This window comes from Paraburkholderia adhaesiva, from assembly GCF_021390575.1.
Classification (GTDB): Bacteria; Pseudomonadota; Gammaproteobacteria; order Burkholderiales; family Burkholderiaceae; genus Paraburkholderia; species Paraburkholderia adhaesiva.
Map to the genome: position 1 here is coordinate 765353 of NZ_JAJEJQ010000003.1, position 18126 is coordinate 783478.

An 18126-nucleotide genomic window follows, 5' to 3' on the forward strand; every position below is an offset into this window, starting at 1 on the left:
CTCAACGCCTTGCAGTGAACAGGCATGTCAGACAGCTATATCAGCGATTACATCGCGGCAATCGGCAACGCCGACGGCCCGGGAGGGCTCGTGTCGCGCGCGGTGACACCGTTTCCGATGAGTGTTGCAGCGCAGGCGCAGTTCGGCAGTCGCGTGCCAGGCGATTCACGGAGGAATACAACGTCAGATACGGTGGACATCGTCTGACGGCAACGCGCGTCATCGCGGCAACCGGTCGGTGCCGGAAATTGATTGGGGAACCCGCGTACGCGATGAACTAAGGAGTTGTCCAGTGCCATTTTCGACTGCAAGCGGAAAGGTGGAATGGATGGCTGGGCAGGTTTCGCAAGTGAAGGATAACTAGATGATTTCTGCAAAACCGTCGAAAAAAAGACGGGGACGGCAACGCGCTGTGGCGATTGCCGTTGCAGCGCTATGTACCACAGTGGTGTGGATCGAACCGGCCATGTCGCAAACGGCACGGCTCGCGCCGCAGAAAAATAGTGCGGCTGCCGGGAACGTTTCGCCCGAACGCAAGCTCACTCCCGAGGCGCTTTCCCGGGAATTGTCGGCAAGAAACACGAGAGGGTATTCGATCGATGAACCGTTGCAGTCGGAATCTTTGGGACTGAATCAAGCGGTGGGAATCGCGCTAAGCCGCTATCCATCGATTGCCGATGTGGTTTCGCAACTCGCCCAGGCTTCAGGTTCGATCGACGTGGCACGGGCAGGCTATTTTCCGCAGGTGACTGCGGGCATTGGCAGCAACACCAATACGTTGACCGGCTCCGGCAGTACGACTTCGGTCCAGATCTCACAGATGATCTACGATTTCGGCAAGGTGAGCGGAGCGGTCGGCCAGGCCAAGGCGACTGTCCAGCGCCAGCAGGCCCAGGTGCTCAAGGAGATCCAGTCGGTTGAGCAGCAGACAGCTGCGGCCTATATCAACGTGCACCGCTATCAGGAACTCGTACGCATTGCCGGGCAGCAGGTGGAGGCCATGCAGAAGGTGTACGAGATGTCGAAATTCCGGGCCAACGCAGGTGTCAGTACGCAGTCGGACCCGGTGCAGGCCAGATCACGATTGCAGAGTGCCCAAGCCAATCTCATCCAGATCAAGGCGCTCGAAGAGCAGGCGCGCGAGCATCTGCGCACAATGCTGGGCGGCCCCCTCGGGAACGCGGCACTGGTGCTTCCCGACGAGCAGGCTACGCGGGTGCCGCTTGATGACAGGCCCGACACGACCATGATGCCTGACGTGATGATGGCCGAAGCCGAAGAACTGGTGGCCGAGAAGCAACTTGACACCGCGAAGGCGAACATGCTCCCCACGGTATCGGTGGACTACACATTGGAGAAAAACATCACGGGTGTGAACTCGTCGACGTACATTCGTCACGGTTCGAACCGGACCGTGATGCTTAATCTTTCATGGAGCGTGTTTCAGGGCGGCGCGCTGAACGCCCAGGTCAAGGCGGCAAGGTATGCACTCGATGCAGCGCGTTCACGTGTCGAACGTGCTCGCCTTGATGGCAGCGACGCAGCACGCGGTTACCTGCAACAGGTGCTAGGTGCGAAGGGCAGGATGTCGGTGCTCGAGAAGCGCAGACTAAGCCTTTCCGAGGCACGCGACCTGTATCGAGAGCAGTACAAGCTCGGCACTCGCTCGATCCTTGATCTGCTGAACACGGAACAGGAATTTTTTCAGTCCGTCTCCGACGAGGCGTCTGTCCAGCATGACTACTGGATTGGACTCGTCGATTACGTCGCGGCGACCGGCTCAGGAAACGAATTCTACGGAGTAGGGGCGGATTCCATACCGGGCATGGATTTCAACCAATGAAACTGTCACCTCTTCACCAATCATGGCTCGACGCTGTGCTCGTCGTAGCCCGTCATTACCGGCTTGGCGTTTCGGAAGAAAATGTCCGGATCACGCTTGCATGGGAGCACGACGCGCCCTTCGAGCAGTTACTCGCGCATATGGCGAGACAGGCGGGCCTCGCCCTGCGGCTGGTTGATCCTGGCGAGGTCAGGTTCGACGTCTGGCAACTGCCGCTCGTCGTTGAACTGGACGACGACGCGGTATGTGTCGTGAAATCGTCGGATGGAAAAGGTCGTTTCTCTGTGCAGATGAGCGGCGACAAGGGTCTTGAGTCCGAACTCCGTGCGGACCAGATCGACGGCCGCGTGAAGCGTATTGCGATCCTGCGGCCACAGCAGTCGGTGCCCGACGTCCGGGTTGATGACTACATCAAGCCATACCGGCCCAACTGGTTCTGGTCCATTGCATTGAGGGAATGGCGTCGCTACGGCGACGTGATGGTCGCTTCGCTGTTCGCGAACATCCTCGCACTTGCGGCGATGACATTTTCGATGCAGATCTACGACCGGGTGATTCCGGCACAGTCGGAACCGACGTTGTGGGTACTGTTCAGCGGCGTGATGCTGGCGATCGCATTCGAGTTTGTCTTGCGCCTTTCGCGCACGCACGTGTCGGATTTGGTGGGCAAGCGAGCGGACTTGAAGATAACCGATGTGGTGTTCGGGCACGCGCTGCGTATCCGCAACGACGCACGCTCGAAATCGACGGGCTCGTTCATCGCACAGATCCGAGAGCTCGAACAGGTTCGCGAGCTGTTGACGTCGACGACCGTCGGTGCGATGGCGGATTTGCCGTTTTTCCTGCTATTTCTCGTAGTGCTGTGGTTGGTGGGCGGAAAGATGGTGATCGTCGTGCTGGCTGCGGTGCCACTGCTGGTGATTCCGGGCCTGCTGGTCCAGAAGCCGCTCGAACGGCTATGCAACGAGGGCATGCGCGAATCGGCGCTGCGCAATGCGATGCTCGTCGAAGCGGTTCAGGGAATCGAGGATATCAAGCTGCTGCGCGCCGAGGCGCGTTTTCAGAACCAGTGGAACGAGGTGAACAGCGTATCCGCAAACATCAGCATGAAGCAGCGATTTCTGGTCAGCATGCTGATGACGTGGACCCAGGAAGTGCAGACCATTGTCTACGCGCTGGTGTTGCTGTGTGGGAGTTTCCTGGTGATGAGCGGGGACATGACGACCGGCGCGCTGGTGGGTACATCGATTCTTTCGTCGCGGATGATCGCGCCGCTTGCACAGTTCTCCGCGATCTTTGCGCGCTGGCAGCAGGCGAAGGTCGCACGCAAAGGACTGGACGGGTTGATGGAGCGTCCGGTGGACCAGCCCGATCGCGAACAGATGGTGCATCGGCCATTGCTGGGCGGCAACTATGTTTTCGACGGTGCCGTATTCCAGTACAACCGGGAAGACAGTGCGCCAGCCTTGACGGTACCGAAGCTTCAGATCAGGGCGGGCGAAAAGATCGCGGTGCTGGGCCGCATCGGTGCCGGGAAAACGACACTGCTGCATATGTTGGCAGGGCTGCATGTTCCGCAGGCGGGGAGTGTCACGCTTGACGGAGCTGAACTACGACTGATAGATCCGGCCGACGTGCGTCGCGACATGACAATGCTTTCGCAAGATGCTCATCTCTTCCACGGGACAATCCGCGAAAACCTGATCATGGGCGCGCCGATGGCGACCGACGAGATGGCGCTTGACGCACTGCGTATGACGGGAGCGTTACCGTTCGTGCAAGCGCGTTCGAAAGGCCTGGATGACCTGATTCTCGAAGGGGGTACCGGGCTGTCCGGCGGGCAGCGCCAGGCGTTGCTGCTCGCTCGCACGCTGCTATGTGATTCGCAGATCGTGCTGCTCGACGAACCGACGTCACATTACGACGACGGCAGCGAACGCGAAGTCATCGAGAACATGAAAAAGTGGCTTATGCGGCGGACGCTGGTGGTAGCCACTCATCGCATGTCGGTGCTCGCGCTGGTCGACCGAATTATCGTGATAGATCGGGGGCGAATCGTGATGGATGGTTCGAAGGAAGAGGTCATAGGAGCGCTATCCCGATGAGCGAAGTTCATGTTGATGCAGACACGCGTACGAACACATCGTCGGCTGGACAGAAATTGCTGGGCCAGCCAGCCACGCACAAGGAGAAAGGCGGCGGCGGGCGCACACCGCCGCCGGTTTCGGACCCGAATGGGGGATCGGGCGATGCACGTTCATCGTTTCTCGGAACACCCGTCGAGCCTCCGTTGCCGAAATCATCGTACGTCATACTGATCATTGCGGGGCTCGTTGCGGCCTTTCTTGTATGGGCAACCTGTTTCGACCTTGATGAGGTGTCGAATGGCTCGGGCAAGGTCATACCAAGCTCGAAGGAGCAGGTGATCCAGTCACAGGATGGCGGGATTCTCGTGCAACTGCCGGTCAAGGAGGGAGATCTCGTTCAGGCCGGGCAGATGATCGCGCAGCTTGACCGCACACGTATGGAAGCAACGGTCCAGGAAAGCGTGTCAAAACTGCAGGCAGCCGAAGCGACATCGGCGCGCCTTTCTGCGGAGGTCAACGGGACGACGCTTGAATTTCCACCGGACGTCGCGAAGAATGCGGATCTGGTGCGAAGCGAAACGGCGTTGTACCAGTCGCGCCAGAAATCGCTGTCGACTACGCTGGCCGACCTGAGTAACGCGCTTTCGCTGGTGCGGCGGGAGTTGTCGATGACAGAGCCGCTGGTCGCGAAAGGTGCCGCAAGCGACGTGGAGGTGCTGAGACTCAGACGCCAGATTGCGGATCTGGAAAGCAAACGGAACGACGCACGCAACGACTATTACGTGAAATCCCGCGAAGAACTTGCGAAGGCGAACGCGGAAATCGAGGCACAGCGGTCGGTGACGCGTGGACGGGAGGACGTGTTGACAAGGCTAACGTTCACGTCGCCCGTGCGTGGCGTGGTGAAGGACATCGAGGTCACGACGCGTGGCGGGGTGATTCCGCCGAACGGCAAGCTGATGGAGATCGTTCCCGTTGACGAAAAACTTCTGGTAGAAGCGCGGATTTCACCTCGGGACGTCGCGTTTATTCATCCAGGCCAGGACGCGACGGTAAAGGTGACCGCGTACGATTACTCGATTTACGGTGGCCTGCATGGCAAGGTAACGGTGATTTCGCCGGACACCATTCAGGACGAGGTAAAGCGCGACGTCTACTATTATCGAGTTTATATCCGCACGGATGCGGATCACCTGGTAAACAAGCGCGGTAAAGTGTTTCCTATCGTCCCAGGGATGATCACGACAGTGGACATCCATACCGGAAAGAAAACCATTCTCGACTATCTGATTAAACCGTTGAACCGTGGACGGGAAGCACTACGCGAGCGATAAGTGCAGGATCAGTTAACGGTGTCCGTGCGGTGAAGTCTGCCGCTCCGGACACCGCTTCCACTCCCAAAAAACCGTATCCCGCATCCGTGCACGTCTGAGCGCTCATCCCGCAGCAGGTTGGGGGGCGAGCCACTCAATTTCCGGTCGGATAATTGATCTTCCGCAGGGCGTCACCGCGTTTCGTCATCGTGACTGGTGACTTTCTGATTCGTCAAATTGCAGTGCGCCGGATAACCGTTTCGCGCGTGATTTATTCATGCTGAAACAGGAGAGTCACGCAAATTTATCGCGTTTTTCACGCCATTATCTGAGGATTATAATGCTGATCAAATTGCATTGCGATTTGAAACGGCTTGGAACTAAGTTATTAATTTCGGAATACATGAGTTATCTGTGAGCTGAAAACTGTATAACCAGTGTGGCCTTAATGACTTTCGTTTCCGTGATCGACTGGAGTGCGATTCTCAAGATCGTCGTGCTCGACATCATGCTCGGCGTTGACAACACCATCGTAATTGCTCTCGCGTGCGCCGCATTGCCCGCAGTTCTTCGGCTTCGTGCCCTCCTGCTCGGAACACTCGGCGCGGATGTGCTGCGAGGCGTACTGCTCGCTGCCGCGAACTACGTGATGGATATCCCCTATCTCAAGATCACCGCTGGCGCGTATCTCCTCTACATCGGCTACAAATTACTCGTTGCAGGCAACGACGACAATCCGACCGTCGAGCAGCACGACACGGTACTGGCGTCAATCTGGACGATCATTGACTTCCGTTGTTGCCGGTTGTAATGCATGACATAGGCAAGATGCACCCGTAAATCGCACGGCATGATCCTCGTGCCGCGACAGGTGCTGCTGCTTCGTAGCGCGTATCGCGTGCGAAAAGCTACCCGAAACACCATCAGCCCATCCTCGCACCGACGTGGGATCTACCGTGAACGATCCCGAAACGGATACCGCCATAGGCAAGCCGCCCCGCGTGACGCCTGATGACCAGGAGGCGCTGTGCCGCGAGGAACCTCTCTGTATGTCCGGTGCGGGTGATTAACTTACCCGTCCGGGAAAGCGGAGGAAGGCCAATCGCAAACGCGACAACCGTCATGGCGGATTCGGACGATTCACGCGTCTGCAGTTGGGGCAGCGGCGTGCCGTCGCCCGGACCGATGAGGAATAAGCGTGCGGGGCTCGTGCCAATACGAGCGCAAACGTGGGCTTCGCCGGATTCGACCCACTTCATAAGCAGCACTAGCACGCCCTGAGCGCGTGCGTGGAGTACCTCCGCTATCTGTGCCGCCGTGCGGGCGAGACCGCCCTTCATCAGTGCACGTATCAGGTCGGAGAGCGTTTTCGGTTCACTGATCGCGCCTCCCTGTCTGCTCGCGCATTTTGCCGCCCGCCATTGCGTTGCTCTCCGGGTAGCCGCGATTATCCAGAGCCTCGTTTGCCCGCCAGCTACGTACTGCCGTGACCTCGTGGGCCTGCGCTTCAGTGCGCACGGTGTCGAGGCGTACGCGGAAGCAGTTCAGGTTCGGCAGCAGGCTCGGCTTGTGCGGTGCAAGCCATGGGTGCAGCACGCCGATGCGCGCGTCGCCTGCGGCACGGTCGATCTAGGTCAGAGTTTTCTATCCTCTCTTAGCCACCTGTGTGAACTCGGTGGTCGTATCCCCGGTCAATCCCGAATTCAAGTGCGGCCCGAAAGGCGGCCGCGCGTTTAACTACCAAAGGAGAAACAATGAGGAAACTCGTGACGCTTGCGACATGTGTTGCGCTAGCTGCCTTGCTGGGTGGCTGTTTGTGGTGGCCTCCAGTCGGTGGGCCGGGTGGTGGACCAGGCGGCCCGGGCGGAGGTCCGGGCGGCTACGGTGGAGGTCCAGGTCCACGCGGCGAAATCATGGTTCCCCATGCGACGCGGATTGCCTGACCGGGCGTTCTGAGTTCGGCGGACGTACCGCCGTGAGCGCGTTTGGTCCGGAGAGTTGCGCCAAGCTCACCGCGAGCAAAAGGACGGGGCTTGTCTTTTCCAATTCTGTCGCCCCTGAATCGTTCGATTGGAACGAAAACGCCAGCCATGGTGGCTGGCGTTCGTGGCGGTCTTTCCCGACTGCCAGTTCGCGATGCGATGCACCGGTATTTCCGGCACCGGCCCCGGCGCGGGCGAATTATCAACGGTCGCACTTGCAGGCGTCGTGGTGCGGATAATAGCGCACGCGTATGAGCTCGCAGGACCACAACGCAGGACATCGTTTTCGGCGAGAACACCGGATTCGACGCGTCCCACACAGTCGGTCCCGTGGCGCCACGGCGCGAACTAGAGTGCCCGTCCCACGATCAAGGGGTCCACAACACCGATCACGTCTGGATCGCGGTTCACATAGGGCAGCCTGTGCAGAACAAAGCGCATGGCGTTCAGGCGCGCACGCTTCTTGCAATCGGAACGGATAACAGTCCACGGTGCGTCGGCAGTATCCGTTCGCGCGAACATCGCCTCCTTCGCCTGCGTGTACTCATCCCACTTGTCGAGCGACGCGAGATCAACCGGGCTCAGCTTCCATTGCTTGAGCGGATGCACCTTGCGCTCCTTGAAGCGGCGGCGCTGCTCGGCGCGGCTCACCGAGAACCAGAACTTGATCACGTGGATGCCACTGCGGATCAACTGGCGCTCGAATTCGGGAGCCTGCTGCACGAAATCGGCATATTCCTCCGGCGTGCAAAACCCCATCACACGCTCGACGCCGGCGCGGTTGTACCAGGATCGATCGAACAGCACGATCTCGCCTGCCGACGGCAGATGCTGCACATAGCGCTGGAAATACCACTGACCGCGTTCGACTTCGCTAGGTTTTTCGAGCGCCACGACACGCGCGCCGCGCGGGTTCAGATGCTCCATGAAGCGCTTGATCGTGCCACCCTTGCCGGCCGCGTCGCGTCCCTCGAAGAGGATCACCACGCGCTGCCCGGTTTCGCGCACCCACGCCTGGAGCTTGAGCAACTCGACCTGCAGCCGGTACTTCTGCCGCTCGTAATTGCGGCGCGACATCAGGTTGCGATACGGATACGCGCCTTCTCGCCATCCTCCAGCGAGTTCCTCGTCCGGATGCCGCTCCTTGCCCGATGCCCAGTTTGCCGGACTGCCTTCCAGCAAGGCGCTACGCAACGCGTGGACTTCATCGGGCGACAGACCGTCCATCAGGGCCTTCACCGTCTGGAGTAGCGTCTCACCATCTTCCGATGTCTGCATTTCGAGCACCGCCTGCATGGTGTTGACGAGCTGCGCGTTGGCGCTGTCGATTGCCTGCCCGGTCTGTGATAGTTCGGCGGATCTCGGCGTAAAGCCCGGCGTCACGTCGCCACGCGACACACGGCGCAGGCCTTTCTTCTGTGCGGCGTGCAATGTCGCCTCTGTTACGTTTGCGTTTGTATCGTCGTACTGTGCCATTAACTTCCTCAACTCCATCTGGCTTGGACTCTCCGTGATCCACCAAACAGATCACATGTCCATCCGAATCTCGCGGCTATGCGTCAGGCGGTGTTTTCTGCCTTCCTGAGGATAGCGTACAGGCTGTCCTTGAGCCGCAGCTTTTCCTTCTTGCGCGCCTCAATGCAGAGCTTGCATTCAGGGATCACGCCCGTTTCCATGTTGTGGATCTGATGATCCAGTTCGCTATGCCGTTCGAAAATCCGGGCAAGTGAGCATCCTCGTTTTTCAGACGGGAGATCAGATTGCGATACTCGGGAAACATGGCACTTCCTCACGCGGTGACAATAATCTACCAGATCCATTCCCTCACCACGTTGAAGCTTCGCAAGTCATGCGTGAAGTCGATCACTGGGTCATTTAGCCGCGCAGGCTTTAGCAGATTGTTGAGAATCCCCTCATGCATCCAGCATCTATAGTCGACTCCTATCGACACTCCGCACTATTGGCGAGTGGCCCTTTGTAGCCCTTCGGCAAGCCTTCCACTTGGAAGTTTGCTTGAAATTTCCGAGTGGCAGACACAACGCGGGTGAACAGCTCGCTATCAGTTTGGAGGTTAAATGCCCTGTTGTCCCTGATTTCCACTGGGCCAGCATGACTGTTTGATGGCATGACGAGAAAGACAAGGAGCCTACCTGTTATGTCACGACCAATGCGGCCGGCGTATACGATCCTGGCTATATCTTTCGCATTGAACGACTGCCAATGAAATCGCGTGCTCGCGCCCTTCACGCGTATGCTGTGCGCAGCAGTGGGCTGGCTGATGATTTTGCTTCAGGTGCTGGCGTGGCGCGTGGCGCTGGCGCTGATCCAGTTTCGCGGTCTATGGAACCTCGCGGGACTGATCTGGCTAGGGTACGAGAACGTGTGGCCTGGCGAGCCTGTCATTACTGCGGGATTCTGCCTTGTTGTCCTCGGCTTGATGTTCTTCAAGCAGCCGCTCGTAACGCACAGGAGCGCCGGGACATGAACTGGAAATCGATTCTTGCTTCATCGCCCTGAAGACCGGGGCTTGCAGCGCATCAAATCAAGCCCTCGATCCAAAGGCAGGTCGCCGATGTGTGCTTGCACTCTGAATGATTGCCTGGGCACTGCGCACGATCTGGATAGACTCGAGCGTAAAGGCATCGACGATGGACAGGCAGACAGTCTGCTGCATTGCAGTAGCCGTGTATGTCGCGTTTTGGTTCGCGTTCAATTTGGGGGCACCGCAGGAATAGAATTGATTGGGGGAGAAGTTTCGGAAAACTTAACACCCTTGTCGCCCCTCTCACATATTGAGCGAAGAAAAAGTGGCCGCCTTGTGGGCGGCCTAAGTCTTCTGTGGAGGTTTGAGTCCAACCCCGACATCAGTAATGTCGGTACGATGAAGTGTAGCGCTGTTTGTGATGTCAGCGAACCGTGATTAAACATTGTTAACGATCCGCCGAGCCCAACGTAAGAGGTCATCGATCGGGTGCGTGTTGATCAGGCCAACCAGCTGCGCCATGACCGGCCAGCGCGCAAGGTCCTGAAGTCCAACCGCTGGCTGCTGCTGCGCAACCGCCACAACCTGAAACCCGAGCAGTCAGTGCAGTTGAGGGAACTGCTGGCCGCCAATCAGCCGTTGTTATGCGTATACGTGCTGCGCGACGAACTGAAACGGCTCTGGTTCTACCGAAGGTCGCATATGGGAGGCCGCGCCTGCGGGCCTTCGAACCAGCGGCTCGTGGTGCCCGCAGTGCGCCTTCGAAAAGATGCGGCTGAAGATTGGGGACATGCAGGCCATCGCACACGGGCGAGTGCCTGTCGGAACGCTATGTCAACAACGAAACGAAACTGCGCTGGCGCTGCCTGAAGGGACACGAGTGAGCGCTTAACGCCGAACGGTCAACGCCGATCAAGGTCCGGTAGAACAAGTATCTGAACAACATCATCGAGCAGGACCACCGAGGCATCAAACGCATCATCAAACGGATGATGGGATTCAAGGATTTCCGGTGCGCGCGCATTATTCTGTCCGGCATCGAGATTATCCATATGATCCGAAAGGGGCAGATGCGGATTGATGGCATCGATACAACTGCTGCCGTTCAATTCTATTCTCTCGCGAAGTAAGCAGTCCTGCTTATTGCGTGATTTTGCTCATCCCCTCTTCGTTATCGCGACACAGCCATTTTTTTCGTTATGGTTTTCTCTTTGACGTAGTTACAATTTCTGCATTAGAAAAATCAGGATTTGGGAGAGAGACACGTTTTCCTGTGTCAGGCGGATTTTTCCCACTTCCCATTTATTCCTTATGCCATGCTCACTTTCCTCGCGTGCGTGAAGGTTTCAATGTGGCCGTGATTGGGGTCTGGTGCGTTGCAGCAGCTGGGGCTTGTTCAATGGTCCCGCGCGTCCTCCGTTGGCCAGCCTCAGAGGGTGTTATCGGCTGTCGCGGTTTTGCGATGGCCGAGAACGATTCGAGCGCCGGCCTTGAACTCATGCAGAGCTCCCTGAACTGCCGCATCTGCTCGTCGTAGCCAGTCAGTTGACCCGTCGGGCGCATCGCTTTTTCCGGTTCACAGTTCGAGCTTTGCGGGAGGGAATACAGGTAGCGCTTGCCATCGAACTTCTGGACGAGAGTCCCCGCGGCGGCCATCCGGTGAAGCTGCTGCAGCAGGGACGATGCGGCAATGTGGAGTATTTGGGACAGTTCAAAGGCGGACCAGGACGAGCGCGAGCGCATCGCGGCGCGGATTTTCTGGCAATACTCTTCGGTGTTGAGGGAAAACCTGTTCATCGGCGCAGCGCCAAAGGTTGGGATGTGGGGGTGGGTGGCGAAAGGGCAGTGATGGGCGGCGTGACCGTGATTTCGACACGCCGGTTTTTTGCGCGCCCCGCCTCAGTGATGTTTTCCGCGAGCGGATCGCTATCTCCCCGGCCGACGGCTTTGACACGATCGGGCGCGACACCGGCGGCGAGCAGGATCGTTTTCACCGAATCGGCGCGCGCCTGCGACAGTACCCGGTTCGACATGCCGGGGCGTCTGGAGGGCAGGTTGTCCGTGTGCCCCGCGACCTGAGCCTCCAGAGGCAGCGACGCGATTTCCTCGCCGGTGGCGGCAATAAGGGGCTTGAGCCACGGACGCATCGCGACTTCGGCCGGGCCGAACATGTCGCTGAAACTGAGTGTCAATGCGGTGTGCTCGGGATTCTCCGCAAGCGTGAGCGTACCCCCCGCGATCTCGTTGCGAAAGCGCGTATCGAGCCGTTGCGCCAACAATTCAAGCGGTGTGGCGCTGGCTGCGGGCGACGGCGTGGTGCTGGCTAGCTGGTGCACGCCCCAGGCGAGGCCGCCTGTAACGAGGACCGTCGCGACCAGTCCCGCCACCGTGAGTCGCCGGCGCCGCTGTGCTGTCGTCGCACCAAGCCTCACCGGGGAGCTGATTCGCAGGCCGTTGAGTCCACTAACAACTGCTGTGCTTCGCGCAACAGGAAACGGTTGTGGCCGGCCGGTGTCGACTGCCCGCGAAAGCGTTGCCCCGATGGCGCCCAGCTGGTTGTGCCCGCCACTCTCGTGACGGTACCGGCCCATGAAACCGGCCTCCAGTACCCGTTTGAACAGGTCGATGAGGGGGCCATGTTCCTGGGGCGAGCGCAGCGCGCGCTCGATCAGGCGATAGACCTGGTCGCCGCCCTGGCGACCATAACCGAGGGCGACCGCGATGCCCTCGCTCCACTGCGTATTGCCCGCACCCGGTGCGTCTTCGCGCCCCCAGGGTTGCTGACGCGCGGCTTCGTCGAGCGCCGCGGCGAGCGTGTAGCGCGCCTGCTCAATATGATCGGGTCGCAGGCCCAGCTGTGCGCAGATCCGGTCGAACATACGGACCTCGTGCTTGAGCCACTGATGACGCTGGGCGGCGCCTTCGGCATCGAGGTCAGAGGGCGTGTTTTCAAGGGCATCGCACAATGGACTGGCGGCTTCGAGCAGCGGGTTCTCCGCTGCTTCCGCCGCCTTCAGGCGCACGATAAACGGGGCCGACGTGTGCGGCTCGATCTTCCGTGCGGGAATGCTCACTGGTGTACTCACATGCGGTTCCTCACGGATGCGGCAGTCCTGGGGGCGGGCCGCTGTCGGGCAGGCTGATTACGGCCATCGAACTTGGGCAGTGGAAGGTCGTGAGCAGGTCGCTCGTCAACGGGTTGGGCAGGCTGCCGGGACTCGCGAGCGTGAGCACCGTCTTGCGCGAATCGAAGTCGAACGAAACGTAGGTCTGTCCGGGTGTCGCCGATTCGAGAACCGTTCCGCGGTGCAAGAGTCGCATCAGTGCCCACGGGCCATCGGCCGCGAGCGTCGAGGTATCGGGCCGGATGCGCGGGCTCGCCGTGATCTCCGCATGAATGCCACCACGCGGCCCCGGCCAGCTCACCGTGAAGGGTGCCACGGGTCCATGCTGGTAGAGCAGGTTCTGCCCGTCGATGTCGATCGCGAGCGACAGGATGCTCGGGTCGAGCTCCTGCACACGGATCACGCTTTTCCAGAGCAGCTGCTTGCCCTGGTCGCCGAAGAACACATCACGGATGGTTCTTGCATGCGCGAACGGTTCAAGGTCCGGCCCCTGTACCGGCTCTGTTGCGCCCGGCAGCGTCTTGTAGCGCCATGGTTTGGCGGAAGTGTCGACAAACGGTGCGAGATTCTTCGTGAAGAAGTCATCGAGCACGCCGCCCTGGGCGAACATGCGCGTGAAGTCACTGATGCTCACATCCCGCTGGCTGCCGGGCGCAAACGGGAAATTGCCTTCGATGGCCAGACGGCAGGTATCACCAACGACGGCCTGCATCTGGCGCGAAAGTAACTGGCCGATGCCCTGGTTGACCTCCAGCGACCCATTGGAGGCGAGCTGCAGCAGTACCTCGCGAAACGGCGCCGGCATTGTGTTGGCCGCCATTTTCAGCTTGGCGGCTGCATCGCTCGTCGGTGGCAGGCTGTTGTTCGAGATCGCGTTGTCGGCAACTGTCAGCGTCGTGTAGTAGTCGTTGAGCAGGTTCGCCACATCATCGAGTCCGGTCTTGCCGGCCGGTTGTCCCGGCTGTCCGTTTTGCCCCGATGACGGCAGTGTGGTCCCGGCGCTGCCCGTGACCATCTCGCGCAGTGCCGCAAAATGGTTGTCGACGAGTTCACGCTCGATGCGTTCCTGCGGTCGCACGCCGATTGTATCCACCGCCTGGTCGACCTTGCCCGCGGCCTTCTGCAGCAGAGAACCATTGCCGGTGGCTACGGGCTGCGCAAGCGTCGTTTCATGCACGGCCGCACGTGCCAGCCGCGCAAGCGGCGAATCTGGTGCCGTGAACTGCCGCAGCACCTGCAGGTTGAAGGCGAGGCTCGTACCGGTTACGGTGCGGATGTCGCCGAGGAAGTTATCCCACTGCTGCGCATATTCGGTCAGATAGAGCCGCCGGATCGCCGCGGTGAGCGGATCGTCACCCGCAACTGCGTCTCCCGCCAACTCAGCCGTTTTTTTTTGAGCCTCACCCAGATACGAACGCCCCATCACCCAGGCATCATCGTTGCGCGCAGTCTGAATGAACTCGGGCAGCCGCTTGTCGAAGAGGTTGCGGTAGCCGTCGAACGTGAAGATGCCAGGCACTCCGCGTGAGACCGGTGCGCCGCTTGCGCGTGTAAAAACCGTGCCCGCCTGCGGACCCACCGCGCGCAGCAGCGTGAACTCGTCCGGCGCGTCCTGCTGCATGGCGACCTTCGCGCGATCGTAGAGGCGCTGCGTGGCGTTCGTCGAATCGAGGAACGAGCGGGCTTGCTGGATCAGCGTGTCGTTGCGAATGAGCGGCGACTGCACCACGCGCTCGCCCGAGAAAAGCTGCTCCAGATGCCCGATCATCGAGGCGCGGCCACCAAAGATTGACGCGCTGTCGGTGTTCGCCCAGTCACTGAGCACCCACGTCTTCACGTCAGCCGCATTGAACTTCGTACGGTCGTAGAGCATCAGGTACACGCGAAGTGCGTCGTAGGTGCCTTTGGCATCCTTGTTCGCGATCGACTGCGAGATCACATCTTCGAGACGCTGGACAATCTGCGGTAGCAGCAGGTTGTTCTCGAGCGAGAAGTAGGTGTCCTTGCTCGTGGCCACCACGTCCGGTGCGGTGTACAGACCGTAACGGAAACGGCTGTCGGGGTCGGAGAGGTCCAGCCCGCTCCAGGTGGGCAGGTATCGCGCGTCGCTGAGGGTATCGGGTACCGCTACGGGATTCGGGTCGTGATAGAGCTGGGTGACGCGTGCCATCAGCCCCTGCGCCTTGTGACCGATTGCATCGAGATAGTTGCTGTTGTTTCCAAAGCTCGCACGCAGACCGAGTGCAAGCCACACAAACAGCAGCACCCCGAGCACGTGCCCGATGATGCGCAGGGCCCGATACCGGTACTCCCAGCGCAGGTTGGGCTCAACCAGACGCGCTTCGGGGAAGATCACGCGGGTGAAAAGATCGTGCAGGAAGAAGCCCGCGCGTCCCTCGGGGTGAGTTGCGGGTACAGCAGCAATCCTGAGGCCTTCGGCATGGCGCCGGACGATCTCGAGCGGATCGGCCACGACGCTTGCACCCGTCTGGACGGCGCTCGTGAAATATACACCGCGCAGCGTGGCATGAGACTGCGTGTCGTCGTAGCGCGAGTCGAGAAAGATCTGCGAAAGCATCTCGCCCAGCGCCCCGGAGATGGCACGCAATGCTTCGGGCAGGGCCGTGAGTTGACGGCGCTGTCCGGCATCGTATTCGTCGGCCAGCCGCGTGTTGGTGCTGCCGGTGACACGGGCGACAAGCTGCTTGAGTTCGCTCTGGCAGCGCGACACGAGACTGCCCGCACTTACCTGTCCGGCCGAGGGGAGGGTGAAGCCCCACATCTGGGCGCGGCTTTCCTCGGTCTGCGAACTGAAATAGTCCGTAAATCCGGGCAGGCGATCCATCTGCGTGACGAGCACATAAACGGGAAAGCGAATGCCGAGGGTGCTGCGCAGTTCGGCCAGCCGGTCGCGCAGGCGCCCAGCCGCGATGGTTTGTGTGTGCGCGTCCGTTGCCGTGAGCAGGGTGAGCGGGATGGCGATCACCGTGCCATTGATCGGTGCGCGCGGGCGGTAGCGGCGCAGCAGTCCGAGAAACCCAGTCCACTCGGCAGTATCCACCTCGCCGCGGCCGGGTAGACTGGCCGTATCGCCTTGCGGCGCCGCATTCTGTGCGGCGGAGGTGTTGTTGCCCATTCCCGGCGCGGACTTCACCCGCACGTCGTCGGTGGATCGCTCATCGGAAGCCGCTTCCGTATGGTCGTGGTCGGCGTAGTAGCCGGCTGTATCAATGATCACGGCCTGATTGCCGAGCCACCATTCGGCCCCCCGCGTGCTGACCGGCTCCCCCGCGACGCGCGTGAACGGCACGCCGTTGGGCAGCGACAGCCCCGCGTTGGCGAGGGCGCTCGTCTTGCCAGAGCTTGCCGGGCCGATGACGAGATACCACGGCAGCTCGTACAGGTAACGCGTGCCCTGGAAGAGTTTGCCGATGCCCCGTGCGCCGGTCCTCATGCCCTTCAGGCGGGTGAGTGCCGCGCGCAGGCGCGTTTCGAGTTCCTTGATCTGGGCGGCGGCGGGCGACTTCTTTTCACCTGCTCTGTCGAGGGCGAGCGCTTTCTTCAGGAACGCGTCGTCGCTGCGCATCTTGCGCCACAGCCAGATGAGGCCGTAAAGAGCAAAGAGGGCAAGGACGACGACGATCGCCACGATCCGCGCGCTCGCGGATTCGAAGGGTGATGTATGGCCGAACGTGAGCAGGGGCGACGCGTACCAGATCAGCAGGCACAGGAACGCGGTCCAGACCACGAGTGTGGACCAGCCCCTGAGCCAGAGCAGCACACCGGCCAGAATCAGCGCGATGACCAGCACGCGCATGCCGACGCCGCCCAGCGGCCTGAGTCCGCCGTAGGCAATGAAGGGACCGAGGAACCAGACCAGCAGGGCCAGCACGAGAACGGCCAGCAGCGCGAGGAACCAGCGCGACATCAGAAAGGACAGCTTCTTCATCCGGGAAATCCTGGAGATCCTGGTTTAGTGCATTCAGGGGGTTACGGTGATCTGGACACGCCGGTTCTGCGCGCGTCCCTGCGCGGTGGTGTTGTCGCCCACCGGATCCGCTTCACCCTTGCCGATGGCTTCGAGGCGTCCCGCCGGCACACCTGCCGTCTGCAGCATCTGCATGACCTGGGTGGCACGCTCGAGCGACAGCGCATCGTTGGATGCAAACTGACGGCTCTTGATCGGCACGTTGTCGGTGTAGCCAGTCACGCTCACCTTGCCTGGTACCTTGACGACTTCACCCGCGATCTTCGCGATCAGCGGTTGCATCGACGCATCGATGCTCACCCCGCCGGGCTTGAACATCGAGTCGCCGCGGAAGGTGACCGAGCTGTGGTGTGCATCCTCATCGACGCTTACCGTGCCCGCCGCAATCTCACTGGCGAGCAGCTCTTTGAGGTGCAGAACGCGGGGAGCCGGTGGCGGGGGCGTGAGCCGCCCGATATCGGCGATCTGCTTTTCGACCGCTTCGCTGTGGTTGAGCAACTGGTATTTGAACCAGCCAAAGAGCGCGAGCAGGATCAGCCCGAGTACGAGGAACGTGAGCCAGACCGGGACGTCGTAGAACGACATACGCCGTGGCTGCACGTCGGATTGTGCGTGCGGAGAAAGCGCGAGCGGCACGGCTCCGCGCTGCGACTGGATCTCGTTGTACAGACGCTGGCGAATGACTTCGTGACGCCGGGCGCCATCGGCTTCGTGCTGGTAGCGCCCCATGAAACCGAGGCTCAGGATCCGGTACAGCACCTCGATCAGATCAAGGTGCTCGCGCGGCTCATTCATCAGCCGCCCGATGAGCAGATAGACCTTGTCACCGCCTTCGCGATCGCCGTGAAACTCAGTGGCGAGTCCCTTGCGCAGCCATTCCACGCCCGTATCGCGCTGGCCCCATCCGGTGCGCCCGGCCGCCTCATCGAGCGCCGTGCACAGGCTGTAGCGCGCGCCGATCATGTGGTTGTGGCGGATGTCCGCCTGCTCGCACAGTTGCACGAAAGCGTTCACCTCCTGACGCAGCATCAGGTGCAACTGATTGACGGCGTGGGGTTCGAGTTTGTCCGGCATGTCGGCAAGTGCGCGCAGCAGCGGCCGCGCGGCTTCCAGCAGCGGGTTTTCAGCTTCGCGGATCGCGGCGAGCCGTGTGGCGAGCGGCTCGCCCGGGGGAATGGCCGCATCGGGAGTCGAGCCAGATTTCGCGTCGACCCCGGCGGGGAGGTTTTCGCCAGAAAAGCCGGTGGCCTGGCCAGTGGAATTGTCCGGAGTCACGTTCTTGATTGGTGTTGAGCAGTGTGGGGCG

Annotated in this window: 12 protein-coding genes and 3 pseudogenes; 8 read left to right on the forward strand and 7 right to left on the reverse strand. The window is 60.5% G+C overall.

What is annotated here, in order from left to right:
• Positions 1-24 precede the first annotated feature (24 nt).
• The 5 genes from L0U80_RS27395 to L0U80_RS27415 all read left to right on the forward strand — a co-directional run bounded on the left by L0U80_RS27395 (position 25) and on the right by L0U80_RS27415 (position 6054).
• Positions 25-207, forward strand: coding sequence for a hypothetical protein (locus L0U80_RS27395; protein WP_233873461.1), 183 nt, complete (start codon positions 25-27; stop codon positions 205-207).
• Between the two features lie 205 nt (positions 208-412).
• On the forward strand, positions 413-1843 hold the full coding sequence (locus tag L0U80_RS27400; protein WP_233873464.1) for a TolC family outer membrane protein: 1431 nt from the start codon (positions 413-415) through the stop codon (positions 1841-1843).
• Complete coding sequence (locus L0U80_RS27405) at positions 1840-3948, forward strand: type I secretion system permease/ATPase (protein WP_233873467.1); 2109 nt, start codon at positions 1840-1842, stop codon at positions 3946-3948. The genes L0U80_RS27400 and L0U80_RS27405 overlap by 4 nt, the downstream gene beginning before the upstream one ends.
• 317 nt (positions 3949-4265) lie before the next feature.
• On the forward strand, positions 4266-5264 hold the full coding sequence (locus L0U80_RS27410) for an HlyD family type I secretion periplasmic adaptor subunit (RefSeq protein WP_233873470.1): 999 nt from the start codon (positions 4266-4268) through the stop codon (positions 5262-5264).
• Between the two features lie 427 nt (positions 5265-5691).
• Positions 5692-6054: a TerC family protein gene (locus L0U80_RS27415; RefSeq protein ID WP_233873473.1), complete on the forward strand. Its 363-nt coding sequence runs from the start codon at positions 5692-5694 to the stop codon at positions 6052-6054.
• Positions 6055-6617: 563 nt separating this feature from the next.
• On the opposite strand, the gene L0U80_RS27420 is transcribed toward L0U80_RS27415, so the two are convergent.
• The 3 genes and pseudogenes from L0U80_RS27420 to L0U80_RS27430 all read right to left on the reverse strand — a co-directional run bounded on the left by L0U80_RS27420 (position 6618) and on the right by L0U80_RS27430 (position 9005).
• The gene (locus L0U80_RS27420; RefSeq protein WP_233873476.1) at positions 6618-6839 is read right to left on the reverse strand and encodes a hypothetical protein; all 222 of its coding nucleotides are present in this window, start codon (positions 6837-6839) and stop codon (positions 6618-6620) included.
• Positions 6840-7573: 734 nt separating this feature from the next.
• Positions 7574-8701: a polyphosphate kinase 2 gene (gene ppk2, locus L0U80_RS27425; protein WP_233873479.1), complete on the reverse strand. Its 1128-nt coding sequence runs from the start codon at positions 8699-8701 to the stop codon at positions 7574-7576.
• 83 nt (positions 8702-8784) lie between these two features.
• Positions 8785-9005: pseudogene (locus tag L0U80_RS27430) on the reverse strand (HP1242/YdcH family protein).
• A 450-nt stretch (positions 9006-9455) separates the two neighbouring features.
• Between L0U80_RS27430 and L0U80_RS27435 the strand changes: the two are divergent.
• The 3 genes and pseudogenes from L0U80_RS27435 to L0U80_RS27445 all read left to right on the forward strand — a co-directional run.
• Positions 9456-9710: a hypothetical protein gene (locus tag L0U80_RS27435; RefSeq protein WP_233873482.1), complete on the forward strand. Its 255-nt coding sequence runs from the start codon at positions 9456-9458 to the stop codon at positions 9708-9710.
• Positions 9711-10181: 471 nt separating this feature from the next.
• Positions 10182-10403: pseudogene (locus L0U80_RS27440) on the forward strand (DesA/ISL3 alpha bundle tail domain-containing protein); the annotation flags it as partial.
• A 230-nt stretch (positions 10404-10633) separates the two neighbouring features.
• A pseudogene (locus tag L0U80_RS27445) lies at positions 10634-10837 on the forward strand (DDE-type integrase/transposase/recombinase); the annotation flags it as partial.
• A 190-nt stretch (positions 10838-11027) separates the two neighbouring features.
• Here the strand turns inward: L0U80_RS27445 and L0U80_RS27450 are convergent.
• Genes L0U80_RS27450 through tssL form a run of 4 tightly spaced genes read right to left on the reverse strand, consistent with a single transcriptional unit; the run spans position 11028 to position 18095 of the window.
• Positions 11028-11504 (reverse strand): helix-turn-helix domain-containing protein, encoded by a 477-nt coding sequence (locus L0U80_RS27450; protein WP_233873485.1) that lies wholly within the window; start codon positions 11502-11504, stop codon positions 11028-11030.
• The gene (gene icmH / locus L0U80_RS27455) at positions 11501-12793 is read right to left on the reverse strand and encodes a type IVB secretion system protein IcmH/DotU (protein ID WP_233873489.1); all 1293 of its coding nucleotides are present in this window, start codon (positions 12791-12793) and stop codon (positions 11501-11503) included. Before icmH ends, L0U80_RS27450 begins: the two co-directional genes overlap by 4 nt.
• A 10-nt stretch (positions 12794-12803) precedes the next feature.
• A complete protein-coding gene (gene tssM, locus L0U80_RS27460; protein WP_233873492.1) occupies positions 12804-16781 on the reverse strand; it encodes a type VI secretion system membrane subunit TssM in 3978 nt (1325 codons plus the stop codon).
• A 33-nt stretch (positions 16782-16814) separates the two neighbouring features.
• Positions 16815-18095 carry a type VI secretion system protein TssL, long form gene (gene tssL, locus L0U80_RS27465; RefSeq protein WP_233873495.1) on the reverse strand — a complete coding sequence of 427 codons (1281 nt, stop codon included), beginning with the start codon at positions 18093-18095 and terminating at the stop codon, positions 16815-16817.
• Positions 18096-18126 lie beyond the last annotated feature (31 nt).

Excerpts from the sequence above, each read along its gene's own strand:
- L0U80_RS27395 (WP_233873461.1), top strand. The coding sequence starts at position 25 with ATGTCAGACAGCTATATCAGCGATTACATCGCGGCAATCGGCAACGCC.
- L0U80_RS27405 (WP_233873467.1), top strand. The coding sequence starts at position 1,840 with ATGAAACTGTCACCTCTTCACCAATCATGGCTCGACGCTGTGCTCGTC.
- L0U80_RS27415 (WP_233873473.1), top strand. The coding sequence starts at position 5,692 with ATGACTTTCGTTTCCGTGATCGACTGGAGTGCGATTCTCAAGATCGTC.
- ppk2 (WP_233873479.1), bottom strand. The coding sequence starts at position 8,701 with ATGGCACAGTACGACGATACAAACGCAAACGTAACAGAGGCGACATTG.
- L0U80_RS27450 (WP_233873485.1), bottom strand. The coding sequence starts at position 11,504 with ATGAACAGGTTTTCCCTCAACACCGAAGAGTATTGCCAGAAAATCCGC.
- tssM (WP_233873492.1), bottom strand. The coding sequence starts at position 16,781 with ATGAAGAAGCTGTCCTTTCTGATGTCGCGCTGGTTCCTCGCGCTGCTG.